The 16346-nt window shown below is 45.2% G+C and carries 16 protein-coding genes and 1 tRNA gene; 13 read left to right on the forward strand and 4 right to left on the reverse strand.

Annotated features, from left to right (window positions below):
- Positions 1 to 214: 214 nt before the first annotated feature.
- The 6 genes from purE (at position 215) to RJ41_RS08420 (ending at position 4626) form a co-directional block, all read left to right on the forward strand.
- A complete protein-coding gene (purE, locus tag RJ41_RS08395) occupies positions 215 to 709 on the forward strand; it encodes a 5-(carboxyamino)imidazole ribonucleotide mutase (RefSeq protein WP_014948098.1) in 495 nt (164 codons plus the stop codon).
- Positions 706 to 1842, forward strand: a complete 1137-nt coding sequence (locus RJ41_RS08400) for a 5-(carboxyamino)imidazole ribonucleotide synthase (RefSeq protein ID WP_014978177.1) — start codon at positions 706 to 708, stop codon at positions 1840 to 1842. Before purE ends, RJ41_RS08400 begins: the two co-directional genes overlap by 4 nt.
- 60 nt (positions 1843 to 1902) lie before the next feature.
- Positions 1903 to 1978: transfer RNA gene (locus RJ41_RS08405), tRNA-Thr, on the forward strand.
- A gap of 66 nt (positions 1979 to 2044) precedes the next feature.
- Positions 2045 to 2590: a copper chaperone PCu(A)C gene (locus tag RJ41_RS08410; protein WP_039219463.1), complete on the forward strand. Its 546-nt coding sequence runs from the start codon at positions 2045 to 2047 to the stop codon at positions 2588 to 2590.
- A 186-nt stretch (positions 2591 to 2776) separates the two neighbouring features.
- Positions 2777 to 3250 (forward strand): Dps family protein, encoded by a 474-nt coding sequence (locus tag RJ41_RS08415; protein WP_014948101.1) that lies wholly within the window; start codon positions 2777 to 2779, stop codon positions 3248 to 3250.
- A 194-nt stretch (positions 3251 to 3444) separates the two neighbouring features.
- Entirely contained in the window at positions 3445 to 4626 is a 1182-nt protein-coding gene (locus tag RJ41_RS08420; protein ID WP_039219328.1) for a PQQ-dependent sugar dehydrogenase, read from the forward strand.
- A 200-nt stretch (positions 4627 to 4826) separates the two neighbouring features.
- Here the strand turns inward: RJ41_RS08420 and RJ41_RS08425 are convergent, their stop codons facing one another.
- Together RJ41_RS08425 and RJ41_RS08430 are read right to left on the reverse strand one after the other, a co-directional pair.
- Complete coding sequence (locus tag RJ41_RS08425; RefSeq protein ID WP_039219330.1) at positions 4827 to 6935, reverse strand: S9 family peptidase; 2109 nt, start codon at positions 6933 to 6935, stop codon at positions 4827 to 4829.
- A 283-nt stretch (positions 6936 to 7218) separates the two neighbouring features.
- A complete protein-coding gene (locus RJ41_RS08430) occupies positions 7219 to 7551 on the reverse strand; it encodes an Mpo1-like protein (protein WP_039219332.1) in 333 nt (110 codons plus the stop codon).
- A gap of 288 nt (positions 7552 to 7839) precedes the next feature.
- Between RJ41_RS08430 and trxA the strand changes: the two genes are divergently transcribed.
- On the forward strand, positions 7840 to 8709 hold the full coding sequence (trxA, locus tag RJ41_RS08435; protein WP_052235438.1) for a thioredoxin: 870 nt from the start codon (positions 7840 to 7842) through the stop codon (positions 8707 to 8709).
- A 144-nt stretch (positions 8710 to 8853) separates the two neighbouring features.
- On the opposite strand, the gene RJ41_RS08440 is transcribed toward trxA, so the two are convergent.
- Positions 8854 to 9279 carry a hypothetical protein gene (locus RJ41_RS08440; RefSeq protein WP_039219334.1) on the reverse strand — a complete coding sequence of 142 codons (426 nt, stop codon included), beginning with the start codon at positions 9277 to 9279 and terminating at the stop codon, positions 8854 to 8856.
- Positions 9280 to 9543: 264 nt separating this feature from the next.
- On the opposite strand from RJ41_RS08440, the gene RJ41_RS08445 reads away from it, so the two are divergent.
- The 5 genes from RJ41_RS08445 (at position 9544) to RJ41_RS08465 (ending at position 14914) form a co-directional block, all read left to right on the forward strand.
- Positions 9544 to 10722: an aminotransferase class V-fold PLP-dependent enzyme gene (locus RJ41_RS08445; protein ID WP_039219336.1), complete on the forward strand. Its 1179-nt coding sequence runs from the start codon at positions 9544 to 9546 to the stop codon at positions 10720 to 10722.
- Positions 10723 to 10778: 56 nt separating this feature from the next.
- A complete protein-coding gene (locus RJ41_RS08450; RefSeq protein ID WP_039219340.1) occupies positions 10779 to 10961 on the forward strand; it encodes a DUF2065 domain-containing protein in 183 nt (60 codons plus the stop codon).
- Between the two features lie 503 nt (positions 10962 to 11464).
- The gene (locus RJ41_RS08455) at positions 11465 to 12763 is read left to right on the forward strand and encodes an adenylosuccinate synthase (RefSeq protein ID WP_014948109.1); all 1299 of its coding nucleotides are present in this window, start codon (positions 11465 to 11467) and stop codon (positions 12761 to 12763) included.
- A 316-nt stretch (positions 12764 to 13079) separates the two neighbouring features.
- Positions 13080 to 14486 carry an aldehyde dehydrogenase family protein gene (locus RJ41_RS08460; protein ID WP_039219343.1) on the forward strand — a complete coding sequence of 469 codons (1407 nt, stop codon included), beginning with the start codon at positions 13080 to 13082 and terminating at the stop codon, positions 14484 to 14486.
- 11 nt (positions 14487 to 14497) lie between these two features.
- Complete coding sequence (locus RJ41_RS08465; protein ID WP_039219344.1) at positions 14498 to 14914, forward strand: VOC family protein; 417 nt, start codon at positions 14498 to 14500, stop codon at positions 14912 to 14914.
- A gap of 127 nt (positions 14915 to 15041) precedes the next feature.
- Here the strand turns inward: RJ41_RS08465 and RJ41_RS08470 are convergent, their stop codons facing one another.
- Positions 15042 to 15761, reverse strand: a complete 720-nt coding sequence (locus RJ41_RS08470) for a PepSY domain-containing protein (protein WP_039219345.1) — start codon at positions 15759 to 15761, stop codon at positions 15042 to 15044.
- Positions 15762 to 15838: 77 nt separating this feature from the next.
- On the opposite strand from RJ41_RS08470, the gene RJ41_RS08475 reads away from it, so the two are divergent.
- Positions 15839 to 16309 (forward strand): LabA-like NYN domain-containing protein, encoded by a 471-nt coding sequence (locus RJ41_RS08475; protein ID WP_014948113.1) that lies wholly within the window; start codon positions 15839 to 15841, stop codon positions 16307 to 16309.
- The last annotated feature ends 37 nt before the right edge of the window (positions 16310 to 16346 follow it).

Consider the following 16346-nt stretch of genomic DNA (forward strand, 5'->3'; position numbering starts at 1 on the left):
TCCGTGTAGTCAGGCAACTTTTCTACATAAATTAATTATAGTTAATACGACTGACAGCGAAGAGATAGATCACCCTTATAAGAGAGTAGCCTCAACAACCCTTAAGCGAGTGGCGCTATAATTGACGCCATTTACGGTGGGATTTTGAACGGTTTTACGCTACAATCGCGGCCTTTCCAAGGTTGTCCACTTTACCTACCCCGAGGATCTCTAGATGGCAAAAGTCGCGATTGTAATGGGTTCAACTTCAGACTGGCCTACTATGCAGCAGGCCGCAAAAATGCTGAAGTCGTTTGGTGTTGAATTTGAAGCGAAGGTGGTGTCGGCGCACCGTACACCCAACTTGCTAGTAGAGTTTGCAGAAAGCGCTGCAGATGAAGGTTTTAGCGCAATCATTGCTGGCGCAGGCGGCGCAGCTCACTTACCGGGTATGATTGCTGCACACACGCATTTACCTGTGTTTGGCTGCCCGGTTAAATCAAAGGCGCTCAATGGATTAGACTCACTGCTTTCTATCGTTCAAATGCCGAAAGGTGTTGCGGTAGGTACACTGGCAATAGGTGAGGCTGGTGCAGCAAATGCGGGTCTTCTCGCGGCACAAGTTGTTGCGCTGCAAGACGAAAGCGTACGCAATGCCGTTATCGCTTTTAGAAAATCGCAAACTGATACGGTACTTGCTTCAAGCAATACGTTGGAGCTAGATGAATGAGAGTAGTCGTTTACGGCGCAGGCCAACTTGCTCAAATGATGTACCTGGCGGGAAGCCCGTTAGGTATTGACGTTCAAGCTGTGGACGTAAACAACGATACCGTTGTACATCCAGTTAGCAAAACCCCTCTTGAAATCTCACTTGCTCAAGCACTAGAAGGTGCAGATGCTCTTACCGTAGAATTTGAGCATGTACCTGAAAGGCTTCTTGAAGACGCGGCGAAAACAAACAAGTTGATGCCAAATATTGACAGCATTCTTGTTGGCGCCGATCGCGTACGTGAGAAAAAGCTGCTTGAAAGCATGCAGGTGGCAAATTGTGAGCACCAAATAGTTACCGACCTTGCCCAGTTAGACGATTGCGTAAAGCAGTTGGGTAGCAAACTCATTCTTAAGGCTAGCCGCGATGGCTATGACGGATATGGTCAATGGCGTTTAAGTGATGAGGCTGACTTACCTGAACTAAAAAATGCACTTCAGGGATTAGATTTGCAGACTGTGCCTTTAGTGGTTGAAAAAATGGTGGCTTTCGACAGAGAGTTGTCATTAATCGGTGTACGCAATGCTAATGGCGACGTACGCACCTATCCACTTGCTGAAAATTTGCATCACCAAGGTCAACTTCACGTGTCGGTTGCACCAGCGACTAACGTTGATGATGCACTTCAGGCCCAGGCTCACGATATTTTTGTGAAACTTGCTGAGGGTATGAACTACGTCGGTGTGCTGGCTGTGGAACTATTCCAAGTAGGCGACAAGCTACTTGTAAACGAACTTGCTCCTCGTGTACATAACTCTGGGCACTGGAGCCAGTCGGGCGCTGTAACCAGTCAGTTTGAAAATCACTTACGCGCAGTATGTGGATTGCCTCTTGGTGACACGTCAGCCATTGGCCCAAGCGCTATGGTCAACATTATTGGTTGCAGCAGCTTCTCGCGCGATTTGCTAAGCATCGATGGTAGTCATCTTCACTGGTACGGAAAATCTGTTCGTGAAAAGCGCAAGATGGGACACATCAATGTCACCACGAATAGTTATGAAAGCTTGGGTGAAAAGCTCATGGCATTGAGCAAATATTTACCACTTGAGTACTTCCCAAAATTAGTTGGTGAAGCAACGCGATTAAAAGGTTGACACCCACGCGTTTATCGCTAGAATACGCATCCGCTGTCTAGGCAGCGGTTTTTAAAGTGTGCCGACTTAGCTCAGTTGGTAGAGCAACTGACTTGTAATCAGTAGGTCGCCAGTTCGATTCCGGCAGTCGGCACCATTTTTCTTTTTTCCTATGCCAATCTTACGTACACTTGCTTACGAGTATTCATTCGGAGCAGACTGTATGTCACTTTTTTCCAAATCATTTAAACCATTAGTTATCGTAACTGGCTTATTTTCTTTAAGCATGTCTGCGACTATTTACGCGCATGGCAATGACCATGAAAATCATCACTTGCCGAAAGAGCAGCACAAGCACGCCAGTAAGCAATCAGATGTAATGGTTATGGATGGTTATGCCAGAGCAACATTTGCTTTGGCAAAAACCGGCGCAGTGTACTTTACTTTGCATAATCATAGTGACAGCGATAAAACACTGACGTCTGTTTCAGTATCAAACGATGTAGCAAGTGAAGCTCAAATCCACACAACGGTGATGGAGGAAGACGTGATGAAAATGCGTGAGCTAACTGACGGCGTTATAATAAAAGCGGGCGAAATGGTCTCTTTTGAATCAGGCGGCCGTCATATCATGTTGATGGGGCTGACCAAAGGATTAGAAGAGGGCAGCGAAGTAGCACTAACCCTCACATTTAGCGATGGGAGTGAACTACCGGTTTTGCTACCTGTTAAAAAAGAAGCGGGCGAAAGCCACCATCACCACCATTAATAGAGTGGCTGAGGCAGAATGTATAAAGTCATCGATTAATGCGATGAATGCAATCAACTAAACCGTTAATCTAAATCAAAATTTCTGTAGTACTATTAACTTATATTATTTAAACCAAGATTTTTCAGCGCCGATGAATGGGCTGAAGGTAAATCTAAAAAGGGTTTTAACGTTAAGGAGTGTGACATGAGCAAGATTGATATTGGTATTTCTGAGAGCGATCGTAACGCAGTAGCAGAAGGCCTTAAAAAGCTATTGGCCGACTCTTACACTTTGTACCTTCAAACGCATAATTTTCACTGGAACGTAGAAGGGCCGCAGTTCCGTGAATTGCACCTAATGTTTGAAGAGCATTACACAGAGCTTGCCGAAGCGGTAGACGAAATTGCAGAGCGTATTCGTACTCTAGGTGTTGCTGCACCGGGCACATATAAGTCGTTCGCTGAGCTTAGTTCAATTGAAGAAGTGGAAGGTGTGCCTGAAGCGACGGAAATGGTGAGATTGTTAACTCACGGTCATGAGCAAGTTGTGAAAACTTGCCGTGAATCGTTAAAGCTAGCGCAAGACGCAGACGATGAGTCATCTGCAGCGTTAATTGGCGATCGTATGCGCGTTCACGAAAAAACTGCGTGGATGCTTCGCGCAACATTACCAAAGTAAATCGCTATATAAGTGCGGTGACGGTGGTTTAACTTAGGCTCAATCGACTAGGCACCTTTATCGCATAAGCAAGTGAAATTATCACAAAGGGTACAGCAGCGCTGTGCCCTTTTTTGTATACTGCCTTCCACTAAAAATAATAGAAGAAGCCTGTGTCAACGCTTACACGGCTTTTTAAAATGAGGCTCCTAGCGATGAAACCATCAACTATTTTAGCTGTACCATCCAAACCTGTGAGCGCGCTGGCGCAGTCACTTGCTTGTGTATTGGCGCTTACGATCAGCCAATCCGCTTTAGCTCACGGAGACCACAAACATGGCGAAGCGCATGAAATCACCGACAGCGATATTACCGTAACCACGCTTGCTGAAGGGCTTGTTCATCCTTGGGGAATGGCATTTTTGCCAAATGGCGATCTGCTAGTTACGGAACGTGAAGGTGGCATTCAGCGTTTATCAAAAGACGGTAAGTTATCAGGACGTCTAGGTAATGTGCCTAAGGTAGTTGCGCAAAACCAAGGTGGTATGTTGGACATCGCTATCGACCCGGATTTTGCCAGCAATAACACTATCTACTTCTGTTACAGCAAAGCGAGTGAGGTTGAGGGCAAGCCGGGCAGCAGCAGTAGTGTTGCAAAAGCCACGCTTACTAATTCAGGCCTTGAAAATGTTGATGTTATCTTTAGTGCCGACTCAATCGTCGATAACGGCTTTCACTTTGGCTGTCGTCTAGCGTTCGATGCTAAAAAGCATTTGTACGTCACAATGGGCGACCGTTATAAGTATATGAAAGAAGCACAAAATACCGATAACCACTTCGGTAAAATTGTACGCATAAAGCGTGACGGCAGCGCAGTAGAAGATAACCCTTTCACAGACGGCAAAGCCCCTGAAATATTCAGCTATGGTCACCGCAACGTGCAAGGCGTTACTATTCATCCTGAAACTGGTGCGGTATGGGCGATGGAGCATGGCCCGAAAGGTGGTGATGAAATCAATATCCTTGAGCGCGGTGCAAACTACGGTTGGCCTGTGATTACCTATGGCGTTGACTATAGTGGCGACATTATCAGCGACAAAACCCATATGGATGGTATGAAGCAGCCTTGGTTGTACTGGGACCCGTCTATTGCACCAAGCGGCCTAACCTTCTACCAAGGCGACATGTTCAAAGAGTGGAACGGCGATATATTAGTGGGTTCGTTGAAATTTACCCACCTTCGCCGTATCAAGGTAGAAGGTGGAAAGCCCGAAGAGCAGTTTGAATATGTTCGTGACAATCACGCCCGTATTCGCGACGTTGAAGTTGGCCCAGAAGGTGCCATTTACTTACTGACCGATGCACCGAACGGCAAAGTATTAAAGCTAACCAAATAGCATAATACCAGTCCGCATAGATAAGTGCTCACTCAGAAGGCGCTGGCAAGCTTCATAGCGAAGCGTGGGAATGCAGGAATGGCTGTTCCCTTTCAAATTCTGGTATAAGACGTAGAATGAGAAAAGGCGCCACTTCATTGTTATTGTAAAATGAAGTAAGCGCCCTTTTTATTTATAAAGACATCGGGTCTCGTATTGACTTATTCGCTGTCGTTACCCTTTTTGTAACGTTCAAACCACGCCACAATATTTCCTACTTTCTGTATTAAGCGAGAAGGGCGGCTTGCAATGCCGTGTGAAGCCCCTGGAATCCGCACCATTGCAGCATCTACGCCCTGTAACTTCAAGGCTTGATAATACTGCTCTGTCTCGCTAATTGGCGTACGGTGATCGGCTTCACCGGTTAGCAACATGGTTGGTGTTACCACGTTGCCCACCAGACTTAGCGGACTGCGCTGCCATAACTTATCGGCAATATTCCATGGCATATCTGCCATCCAGTAGTTGCTAAAGTACGGGTATGCGTCGGCAGTCAATGAAAAGCTCATCCAGTTAATAACCGGCTTCGCCACAACAGCTGCACTAAAACGATCAGTCTTACCAATGGACCATGCGGTAAGGGTTCCGCCGCCTGAGCCGCCAGTAATAAACAGATTCTCTGAATCTATATAGCCTTGTTTAACAACTGCGTCTACCACGTCCATCAGGTCGTTATAATCTTCTGACGGATAGTTATGGTGGATCAAATTACCAAAGTCTTCACCGTAAGAGCTGCTGCCCCTTGGGTTAGCCCATACCACGACATAACCTTGCGCGGCCATTAGCTGAATTTCCATGGCAAAATGAGGGCCGTAGGCAGCATGCGGGCCGCCGTGAATTTCTAATATAAGCGGGTATTTTTTGCTGCTATCAAATCCAGGAGGCAATGCAATCCATGCGTCGATAGGTAGCTCGTCAACACTTGATACTACGGAAAGGTCTTGTACTTCTGCCAGCGCTTTATGACCAAGTGCGTCGCTGTTTAAATCGGTGAGTTGCGTATCGCCTTTACCTTTTCTATAAAGCGCTAGGTCGCCAGGCACAGTGCGGCTTGCCGTGGTGTAAACAATGTCGCCTTTATCACTAACGGCAAAGTCGCCCGACGTGTAAGGGCGTCCAAACGCTTGTCCACCTATGCTAACGTCGATCGGTTTCACATCGCCTTTCAGGTTCACCGCAGCAAGTTTAGTTTCGCCATGATCAAGGTAAGAAAAGATTAATCCTCGGCTGTCTTTGCGCCATTCAAATTTGCCTAGGCTTCTATCTAGTGACGTGGTTAATCGAGTGATGTCACCACTTTCAAGCTCAAGTACAACTAGGTCGCCATTCTGATAAGAAAGCTTTCTGTCATTGAGCTGAGTAAACGCCAAGTATTTTCCGTCCGGACTCAAGGTTGGTCTACCTTCAGGCCCTTCAATATCGGTAACTTGTTCAACTGCCGCTGTATTCACATTCACTTTATAGATGTCGCTAAACAAAGGGTGCAGCGCGTAGTCTTCTCGTTGTAGTGTGGCAAAATAAATCCAGTCATTCTCTTTAGAGAAAGAAAGGGTGCCGCCGCTAGGGAATTTTCCAGTTGTCAATTGACGCGGCGTACCGCCTTCAACAGGCAGAACAAATATCTGGTCAAAGCCTTCACGCAAGTAGCCTCTTCCGTCACCTCTATACTGCACCGCATCAATATAGGTGCCTGGGTCAGCCCACTTTGCTCCTTTAGGCTTGCTCGGCATGCCGGTAAACAATGGCTTTTGCTTTTCTTCAGTAAACTGGGTGAAGGCTAAGGTTTTGCTGTCATGAGACCAGGTTAACTGACGAGGTGCTTCGCTGGTGTTGGTCAAGCGCACAGACTGCATGGTATCTAAGTAATAAAGATGGATTTGTGCGCGGCCGTTGACCGATTTTGTATATGCCACCATTTTACCGTTGGGCGATAAGGTAGCCTGTGACAAGTTTTCATCTACACCAATAAACGGGCGATGCTCACCGGATTTAATATTTACTTGCCAAAGTCGGCTTTGCCTTCCGTCAGTCATAATATCCATGCTCTGACGAGAATAAATTATCGTATCCTTGTTAAGAAACTGTGGGTTGGCGACAAACTCTAAGTTAAAAGTGTCATCGTATGTCAGCGCATTTAAGCTAGTCGAATCAGAGGCAGATTCCTGCAACGCATTGGCCTGACTTATACCTAAAACCAATAGTGATACTGCAGTCGAGGTAACACATAAGCCTTTTCGTGCGGAGCGAAAGGCGAAACGAGACGCAAACATAGTTGTTCCTTTTGTTATTGTTTTTTGCGCTGAGCGCGATAGGTAGAATGTTCGCTGTCGTGTGCTTAGCGTAAATCCTAACGCAAATGTAGCAACCTGCGAACCTTGTCTCTAACCATATCGCTTTCGTTTCTTTTATGTAAAGCGTGTGCGGTGAAGAGGCTGGATTGTCCGTTAAAAGAACATATCCAACATTAAGCGGAACGTTTAACAACGCAGGGCGCTAGCAATGGCGGTTGTCATTTTTAAAAGAGAGCTGGCCGCCCTTTAAGTCATTTGAGCTTTATTCGCCTTTAAGGCTAATTTTGCCTACAAGAATATCTTTAAACATGACCCAGTCGCCCATTAGGCTGTAAAGCGGGTGCTTAAATGTTGCAGGGCGATTTTTCTCAAAGAAGAAATGACCTACCCACGCGAAACCGTAACCTACTAGCGGAATAAACCACAGTAGCGACCAATCAGCCATGAATACCGCTAGTGCTATAACGCCGAGAACCAGCCACGAGCCGATAAAATGAAGCGTACGGCATGTACTATCCCTATGTTCATTTAAGTAAAACGGGTAGAACTCTTTGAATGAAGCAAAATGCGTGTCAGCGCGTGTTTGTGTAGACATAAAACCCTCTCGGCCATAAGCATGTATTTTGCAGAAGTAGAGTGACTTAATAGTAATGGTTTACACTACATTAACATTCTATTTTGAAATAGATTGTCGTGAATACGACAAAAAGAGAATGAGTTTTCGCAAACATGCGTGCTCACTGGCGCAGATCCAGCAATGTGGCGAATTAAAAGGTGCGTCCTAGTGCAAGGCGCGGTGACCAAAGTTAGCCTTCCTTAACCTTGTAATTTCAGGCCGTCTGCCCCATATTCCTCTCAATACAAGAAATTAAAGGCCTGCGTTATGGAAAATCTCGTTGCGAATAGCCAAGCAACCATCGTAGATATTACGGTAGAAAACTTTCAACAAATCATCATTGAAGCGTCGCAAGATAAGCTGGTGCTAATCGATTTTTGGGCAGATTGGTGCGAGCCCTGTAAAGACCTTATGCCTATTTTGGAAAAGCTAGCGGGTGAATATAGCCAGCACTTGATCCTGGCTAAAGTAGACTGCGAAGCCCAGCAAGAAGTCGCTGCACAGTTTGGTATTAGAAGTCTACCAACTGTGATGGTGGTGCAAAATGGTCAACCAGTCGATGGCTTTGCGGGTGTGCAACCTGAGCAGCAAATTCGCGAAATGCTCGCTAAATATTTACCTAATCCTGAAGACGATCTACTTGCCACTGCTGGCAAAGCGATTCAGCAAGGTGATTATGCAGAGGCACTGCCCGCAGCTAAAGAAGCCCTAGCGCTTAACCCAGATAACGTAAACGCTAAATATATGCTTATTGATTGCTACGTTGAAACCGGTTCTATTGATACAGCTAAAGCTTTGCTTGAAGAGATTAAGCTGGTGGATCAAGACTCTCGCTATAAAAGTTTGGCAGGGAAAATTGAACTGGCAGAGCAAGCGGCAGACACCCCTGAAATTCGTCAGCTTCAAGCAGCGGTAGAGGCGAACCCAGACGACTTGCAGCTTAAAGTTGATTTAGCGGTACAGTTGCAGCAAGCGAACAAAGCACAAGATGCACTAGAACTTCTTTATAGTGTGTTAAAGAAAGAACTTGGGTTTGGCGATGCTAGAAAGCTAATGATGGATATGATGAATGCATTAGCCGACGGCGACCCACTTAAGTCGGAATACCGCCGTAAAGTATACAGTTTATTGTATTAAGCTTTAAAAGCGCTTTAAAAGTAGTTAAAGCGTGAAAACGGTCATTTTGACTTCAATAAATGGGGCGTGCGACTTTGTGCTGGTGAACAAAAAATTGTAACTATGCGCTTTTATTTTTCACCAGCGCATTGATAAACCCATTTACTAAGGCTGAACAATAGGGGAAAAACCTTCTTTGTGCAGCCAGTTTAGAGCTTGAAAGTACTTTTGAAAATATTCTCGTTCGTAGTTGCTAGTTTCAAACTCCCGTTGCTTAGAGGGGTGCGTTCTTTCTAACTGGGCTCGCCTTACCATGCCAGTCTCCAGCACATAAGCAGAGCGAGTTAATCCTCGCGAAATGTTCACCTTAATTGCCTCGGCTAACCGAGTTTGGCAATCTGGAGTAGATAACACCCAGCGGCGACCGTCCATTAGGGCAGCCCAAGGCTTATTGTCGAACTTAGCGATAAGTTCATGCATTTCTTCTATAAAAAACTCTGTCGTTTTCAGGTTCCACGCCCCGGTTGCAAACACCTCAAGTACGTTACCTGAGACATCCAATGAATAATTTCCGTATTTAGGAAAACGCATAAAATACCTTTAATGTTTGTCTGCGTGGAACAGACGGAGCTTGCTAACTCAGCTAACAAAAACATCTTGCCTCTTTAGGGTATAGCAGAGTTCTTAAAATTTGCTGTGATTGTGTTTATATAAGAAATATCACTAAGCACGTCGATTTGGGCAAAACAATTTACACTTAATTTGTAAATAAATGTTTTGTTGCAGGCGCAGAATCATGCGAAAAATAAAGAAGTCTGTTAGGGTTTACGCAGTTTTTATATTGGGCAATAGAGCATGGCATATCAGCATTTTTATACGGGTTTTCTTAATGCGAACAAAGGTAAACAGCATTATGCGTGTCACAGCCACTACTTTTGGCCCGACTGCACGCGTGATGCAATGCTCAACTACTGGGATGACAGCGCTAAGTATGTTGACGAAAAATGGGGATATTTCTTCCAAACTTTGGTGCCAGAGCTACAGCAGCGCATTAGCAACATACTGAACACGGGTGCACCACAGCAAATCGTTTTTGCGCCCAATACCCATGAGCTGCTTTATCGCGTAATGAGCTGCATCGATAGTACTGCGCCTTATAAAGTAGTGTCGACAGACAGCGAGTTTCACAGTTTTCAGCGCCAAGCGACTAGGATGCAAGAGCAGGGTGCGATAGAACTTATTACCGTACCTACTAAACCCTACGATACGTTTGCGTCGCGCTTTAAGGCCGCCATTGCCGAACACGATCCCGAGCTGGTTTTCTTTAGTCAGGTGTTTTTTAATTCCGGATACGTGGTGAACGATGTCACAGATATCGTAAATAGCGTAACTAACGACAATACCCTTATTGTGGTTGATGGCTATCACGGGTTTATGGCAAAGCCTACCGATATAGCGAACATTGCCCACCGAGCCTTTTATCTTGCCGGTAGTTACAAATATGCTCAGGCAGGAGAGGGGGCATGTTTTGCGCACGTACCCGTGGGCTGTGAGCTAAGACCTGCTTACACAGGCTGGTTTGCAGAGTTTGGCGAGCTAGATAAGCCTCGCAAGGTTGGCGGCAAAGAGGGCGTTCAATATAGTCTAGATGGAATGCGCTTTGCTGGTGCGACCATGGATTTTACCGCGCTCTACAGATTAAGAGCCGTGCTTCGCATGTTCGACGACAATGGCATTGATGTAGCCACAGTTAACGAATATATAATGGGCATGCAGCGCACATTTCTAGAGAAACTTGCTACCTGCAACCATCCCTTGCTAAACGAAAAACATCTAGCAGTAAGTGATGAAGCAAACCGAGGGCACTTCCTTACCTTTGAATTAGATAGTGCCGATGAAACAAAAGCCCTTGCTTCAGCGCTTAAAGAGCACCATATCCTTACCGATTTTAGAGGAAACCGTTTACGGTTTGGTTTTGGTCTGTACCACACCCCTGAGTACATTGATTTAACCGCACTGAATCAGAAAGCGTAAGTCGTTGCTTTAAACATACGTAAATATTAACGTCACACTTATTTAAGGATAGTTTTATGGAGTGGCTACTACCCGCTTTAGCGTTTGTACTTATTATAGAAGGAATAGGGCCGCTTCTTTTTCCTAATAAATGGCGCAATTATTTACTTCAGATAAGCCAACAGCCCAGCAATCAACTGCGTCAAATTGGCGGAACCCTTGTGATAATAGGCGCACTACTGCTGTTTTATTTCAGTTGAGTTAGCGCCCAGAACTAGGCATTAAGTGGCGTAAAGCGGTGTGAAAACGGACCTCATCAAACACTGCCACGCGCTTTACCGTAATACATAGTACGAAAAGGAGCGCGACTTTACCGTTGACTGAAAAGTGTGCTCTTAAACCTGTATTCAACATTCAGAGGTATATTTTCAGCCCTTTGAATACCTCATTAGCTCTTAAGTACCGAATGCCCACGAATAATAGCAAAACGTTATATAAATGGGCGTAGTGCAGACTGCGGTAGACCGTCTGTTCAGCTTTCATACCAGGTAATGTTTAGAAAGCTTTAAAAATTAGCGTCTTAGAATGTTTGTGCTGGAAAATAAGAAGCCAAGCCTTATTTCAAAAAGGCTCGAGCGGCAGTGGGGCATCTTTGTGATTTCAAAAATAAAAATAAAATAGTCGTATTTTTGTTCGAAAAAAAGATGATCCTTGCCCTAGAATTTTGTAGAATCCCCGCCTAATTTTCTTACACATATGATTCATGGCAAAGAACGTTGTGGTACTCGGCACTCAATGGGGTGACGAGGGTAAAGGCAAGGTCGTAGACCTACTCACTGATCGCGCAAAATATGTTGTTCGTTACCAAGGCGGACACAATGCAGGTCACACTCTAGTAATCGACGGTGAAAAAACCGTACTTCACTTAATCCCATCAGGCATCCTACGCGATAATGTTACCTGTATTATTGGTAACGGTGTTGTGCTTAGCCCAGACGCACTAATGAAGGAAATGACTATGCTTGAAGAGCGTGGTGTTCCAGTGCGCGAGCGATTAAAGATTAGTGAAGCTTGTCCGCTTATTCTTCCTTATCACATTGCACTAGACGTAGCGCGCGAAAAAGCCCGCGGCGCAAAAGCAATTGGTACAACCGGTCGTGGTATCGGTCCAGCGTACGAAGATAAAGTAGCCCGTCGTGGATTACGCGTTGGCGATTTATTTAATGCTGAAGACTTCGCAGCAAAGCTGAAAGAAGTGTTAGACGTGCATAACTTCACGCTTACTCAGTACTATGGCGAAGAAGCAGTAGACTTTGATGAAACCTTAAAAGGTGCAATGGAAGTTGCTGACATTCTTAAAGCAATGGTTGTTGATGTAACTGACGAACTAGACAAAGCACACAATGCTGGCTTGCCTATTATGTTTGAAGGTGCACAAGGTACACTTCTAGACATCGATCACGGTACTTATCCTTATGTTACGTCGTCAAACACTACCGTTGGTGGTGTAGCAACGGGTGCTGGCTTTGGCCCACTTAAGCTAGATTACGTACTGGGTATTGTTAAAGCGTACACCACCCGTGTAGGCTCAGGTCCTTTCCCTACTGAACTAGAATGTGAAGTAGGCCAACACTTAGGTGTTAAAGGTCACGAGTTTGGCGCAACCACAGGCCGTAAGCGCCGTACAGGTTGGTTCGATGCAGTTGCGATGAAACGCGCAGTACAAATCAACTCTATTACAGGTTTCTGCTTAACTAAGCTTGACGTACTAGACGGCCTTGAAAGCCTTCAAATTTGTGTAGGCTATAAAGATGCAGACGGTAACGTGAAAGACGTTCCTCCTATGGCGGCTGACGGTTACGAGAAAGTAACGCCAGTATATGAAGAAATGCCAGGTTGGACAGACAACACCTTTGGTGTAACTGAGTTTGAAGCGCTTCCACAAGCTGCGAAAAACTACATTAAGCGCCTTGAAGAGCTAACAGGTGTGCCGGTTGATATCGTTTCAACAGGCCCTGACAGAAACGAAACTATCGTTTTACGCAGCCCATACGACGCGTAATAGTTTCACATTAAATATGTTTAAAAGCCCAGTGTTCACTGGGCTTTTTTGTTTGTAATTTTTCGACCTTTTACTTTTATATAATCTTGTTATTGCTTCAACCTTAACTGTTTATACTTCTTAAGTGTAACGTCAGCCACTTGCACCTAAAATACGAGCTCGTTAAACATTAATTAACAATTTAGTTGCGTTGTCTTCGAACATCCCTATTAATATAAGATAGGATCAGTTAATTATTGCGCTGCTTTGCCCGACAACAATCTTACGATGAGCCTTAGAATTGTTGCAGTGGGTGTTACGCTATCGGAGCCTTCTTATGCCAAATAGACCTTCTCTTCACGCAGTGGAAACTGGCGTGTGTTTCGTTGATGTTGTTCACAAGCTTAACGACAGTTTCGATACAGGGAAAACCCAGTCCTTGGAGTGGCGTAAAAGCCAGTTAAAGGCATTAGAAACTTTACTGAAAGACAACCAGCACGACATTTTACAGGCCCTTAAAAATGACTTAGGCAAATGTAAGACCGAAGCCATGGTGGCCGAACAAGGGTTTCTGCTTTCTGATATCAAGCATACGCTTAAGCATTTGGATAAATGGGCAAAGCCACGCAAAGTATCAACGCCCATGGTGGCATGGCCAGGTAAGAGCTTTCGCAAGCCTGAGCCGCTTGGTACTGTGCTCATTATCGGGGCGTGGAATTATCCGCTTCAGTTATTGCTTGCCCCTTATATCGCCGCTATTGCAGCGGGCAACTGTGCGGTTTTGAAACCCTCTGAATTGGCTGAAGAAACATCGTCGCTGGTGGCTAAGCTTATCCCCCAATATATGGATAATTCATGCGTTGCCGTAATAGAAGGCGGTAAAGATGAAGCGACGGCGCTACTTGCCTGCAAATGGGACCATATCTTTTACACCGGTGGTGAAGTGGTGGGCAAAATTGTCATGAGCGCCGCGGCCAAACATTTAACGCCAGTAACCCTTGAGCTTGGCGGTAAAAGTCCGTGCTTTGTTGATAAAAATACCAACCTTGCTGTAACCGCGCGCCGTTTAGTGTGGGGTAAATGGATGAATGCGGGCCAAACTTGTATTGCGCCTGACTATGTCATTGTTGAAAAGGGCTTTGAGCAAAAGCTTATTGATGCGGTTAAAAAAGAGCTGAAAAAGCAATACGGCAAAGCGCCTTTATCGTCACGGGACTACGGTAACATCGTTAATCATCGTCACTTAAAGCGTCTTGAAAGTTACCTCGAAAATGTCAACGTGGTGTATGGCGGCGAGCTTGATGAATCTCGTCCAGCAATGGTGCCTACCCTTGTACTGGAGCCATCGCTAGATAGCCCGCTAATGAAAGAAGAGATCTTCGGCCCTATTCTACCTATTATCACTGTCGACAATATGGAGGCGGGCATTAAGTTTGTGAACAGCAGGCCTAAGCCACTCGCACTTTATGCATTTAGTGATAAGGACGATGTGCTTGATAACATTATCAGCAAAACCAGTTCAGGCAGTGTGTGTACTAACGACACTATGCTGTTTATGACTAACCCTGAGTTACCGTTTGGTGGCGTAGGAAATAGCGGCATGGGTAGCTATCATGGCCAAGCAGGTTTTGATACATTCAGCCATATTAAAACGGTAATGAAACGTTCATTCGCCCTCGACGTGTTCTTTCGTTATGCGCCGTTTTCTAAGTTTAAGCTGTCGTTGCTTAAGAAGTTTTTATAACAGGAGTTTTCATGGTTCAACCTTTTCATCTTGCCATTCCGGTCACTAATTTAATCGACGCAGAAGCGTTCTACGGTAAGTTGTTGGGTTGTGAAAAGGGCCGCAGTGACACCCAGTGGATAGATTGGAACTTCTTCGGCCATCAATTAGTGACCCATTGTGTAGAGGCTATGCCGTCGCCGCCTGCCTATAACGGGGTAGACGATCATGCTGTGCCGGTGCCGCACTTTGGCGTTGTGCTAACCATGGACGATTGGCAAGCACTGGCAAGTAAACTAAAGGCTGCCGATACCGAGTTTGTTATCGCACCTTATATTCGTTTTAAAGGTAAGCCGGGTGAACAAGCCACCATGTTTTTCAAAGACCCTTTCGGCAACGCGTTAGAGTTCAAAGCGTTCGCCGATATTTCTCAGCTTTTCGCTTCATAATAATTGGGGTCTTTTACTCTTTGTTAGCGTCCTGTAGCGCAGTTCCCTTTGTGGGCAGCACTGTTGCCCTCTTTAAAAGACTTCCATCTAGACCAAAGTCAGTACGTTAAAGATTACAGGCTCTGGGTTAGTGCTTCTTCTTTTTCGGTTTGAAGCGCTTATATAAAAGCGCAATACCTGTAAGGGTGAACAAAAAAGCGCTGCCCGAAAAAGCAATTAACCACGGCGTGTTAAAGTTACTCCTATCTTTATAATCCATTATGTGCAGCATCCACATGAAATCGAACAGCCGCCATGTGTCGGTACGTACGCGCACAACGCTGCCTGTGTTTGGGTCGATATAAAACCGCGAATTAAGGTCGTCATCGAAGTTTACCTGCCATAATGGCGCAGACAGGTTCTGCACCTCTTGAGGTAACACGCTTAATAGCTGGGTCGCACCAATATCGCCAGTACCTGCGTATTGCCCTTTTGCTGCTTCACGAATAGCGCTCTCTGGCATGGTTTGCAAAGCTTCACCTGTTAATGCGCTGTAGCGATAGGCAGTGTTGTCATCCACGACATGATAAACAGGAATAGCATCAAGCGTGTTTGGGGCAGCATGGCCTACTTCATTTATACGGTGAGTAAGTGAAAGTACGGCAGCGCTATTATGGTGGCGCAAAATGTCGGAAGGGGTAACCGTAACGTTGTGCCACGACGTATTGACGGTGTGTTTTAAGTGGTTACCTCTTACTTCATCTATGGGTAACCAGGCCATAACCAAGCCGCTTAAAAACCATAGGCCTATTTGAATAAATAGAATTAAGCCCAAATAGTTGTGCGCCTTGCGCATAAATTTCATCATCAGGTTTTTTGGTTTTATTATCAAAAGGCTATAACATCAGAAAACAATAACCGAGTAAACCGAAGAAGAGGGTGGTTTTGAATAAAGCATTAGTGCTGGTAGACGTACAAAACGTGTATTACACCTGTCGTCAGGCGTACAAACGCAACTTTAATTACAACCAGTTTTGGCGTGAACTTACCTACAACTTGGATATAGCACATGCTTTTGCATACGCCATAGACAGGGGTGACAGCAAGCAGCGTGAATTTCAAAACATTCTTCGTGCTATTGGGTTTGAAGTAAAGTTAAAGCCTTTCATTCAACGTGCTGACGGCTCGGCGAAAGGTGACTGGGATGTAGGTATAACAGTAGATGCACTTGAACACGCCGACGATGTCGATGAGATCATTTTGGTGTCGGGCGACGGCGATTTCGATATTCTTGTAAACGCCCTTAAAGCAAAAGGGAAAACCGTAACTGTGTACGGTGTTCCAGCATTAACGGCTGAAAGTATTCAAAAAGTGGCGTCTAAGTACGTGCCTATCGACGCCACGCTGTTGCTGTAGTTTTCAGCTTGTACTTTGTTCAAGGCTGAACTAATAA

Origin of the sequence: Alteromonas marina (genome assembly GCF_000808575.1) — a bacterium.
Taxonomy (GTDB): Bacteria; Pseudomonadota; Gammaproteobacteria; order Enterobacterales; family Alteromonadaceae; genus Alteromonas; species Alteromonas marina_A.

Bases quoted from the DNA above. Each gene is read 5' to 3' on its own strand.
- trxA (WP_052235438.1), top strand. From the start codon at position 7,840: ATGGAAAATCTCGTTGCGAATAGCCAAGCAACCATCGTAGATATTACG.
- RJ41_RS08430 (WP_039219332.1), bottom strand. From the start codon at position 7,551: ATGTCTACACAAACACGCGCTGACACGCATTTTGCTTCATTCAAAGAG.
- purE (WP_014948098.1), top strand. From the start codon at position 215: ATGGCAAAAGTCGCGATTGTAATGGGTTCAACTTCAGACTGGCCTACT.
- RJ41_RS08400 (WP_014978177.1), top strand. From the start codon at position 706: ATGAGAGTAGTCGTTTACGGCGCAGGCCAACTTGCTCAAATGATGTAC.
- RJ41_RS08460 (WP_039219343.1), top strand. From the start codon at position 13,080: ATGCCAAATAGACCTTCTCTTCACGCAGTGGAAACTGGCGTGTGTTTC.
- RJ41_RS08470 (WP_039219345.1), bottom strand. From the start codon at position 15,761: ATGATGAAATTTATGCGCAAGGCGCACAACTATTTGGGCTTAATTCTA.
- RJ41_RS08445 (WP_039219336.1), top strand. From the start codon at position 9,544: ATGGCATATCAGCATTTTTATACGGGTTTTCTTAATGCGAACAAAGGT.
- RJ41_RS08420 (WP_039219328.1), top strand. From the start codon at position 3,445: ATGAAACCATCAACTATTTTAGCTGTACCATCCAAACCTGTGAGCGCG.
- RJ41_RS08465 (WP_039219344.1), top strand. From the start codon at position 14,498: ATGGTTCAACCTTTTCATCTTGCCATTCCGGTCACTAATTTAATCGAC.
- RJ41_RS08415 (WP_014948101.1), top strand. From the start codon at position 2,777: ATGAGCAAGATTGATATTGGTATTTCTGAGAGCGATCGTAACGCAGTA.
- RJ41_RS08455 (WP_014948109.1), top strand. From the start codon at position 11,465: ATGGCAAAGAACGTTGTGGTACTCGGCACTCAATGGGGTGACGAGGGT.
- RJ41_RS08425 (WP_039219330.1), bottom strand. From the start codon at position 6,935: ATGTTTGCGTCTCGTTTCGCCTTTCGCTCCGCACGAAAAGGCTTATGT.
- RJ41_RS08410 (WP_039219463.1), top strand. From the start codon at position 2,045: ATGTCACTTTTTTCCAAATCATTTAAACCATTAGTTATCGTAACTGGC.
- RJ41_RS08450 (WP_039219340.1), top strand. From the start codon at position 10,779: ATGGAGTGGCTACTACCCGCTTTAGCGTTTGTACTTATTATAGAAGGA.
- RJ41_RS08440 (WP_039219334.1), bottom strand. From the start codon at position 9,279: ATGCGTTTTCCTAAATACGGAAATTATTCATTGGATGTCTCAGGTAAC.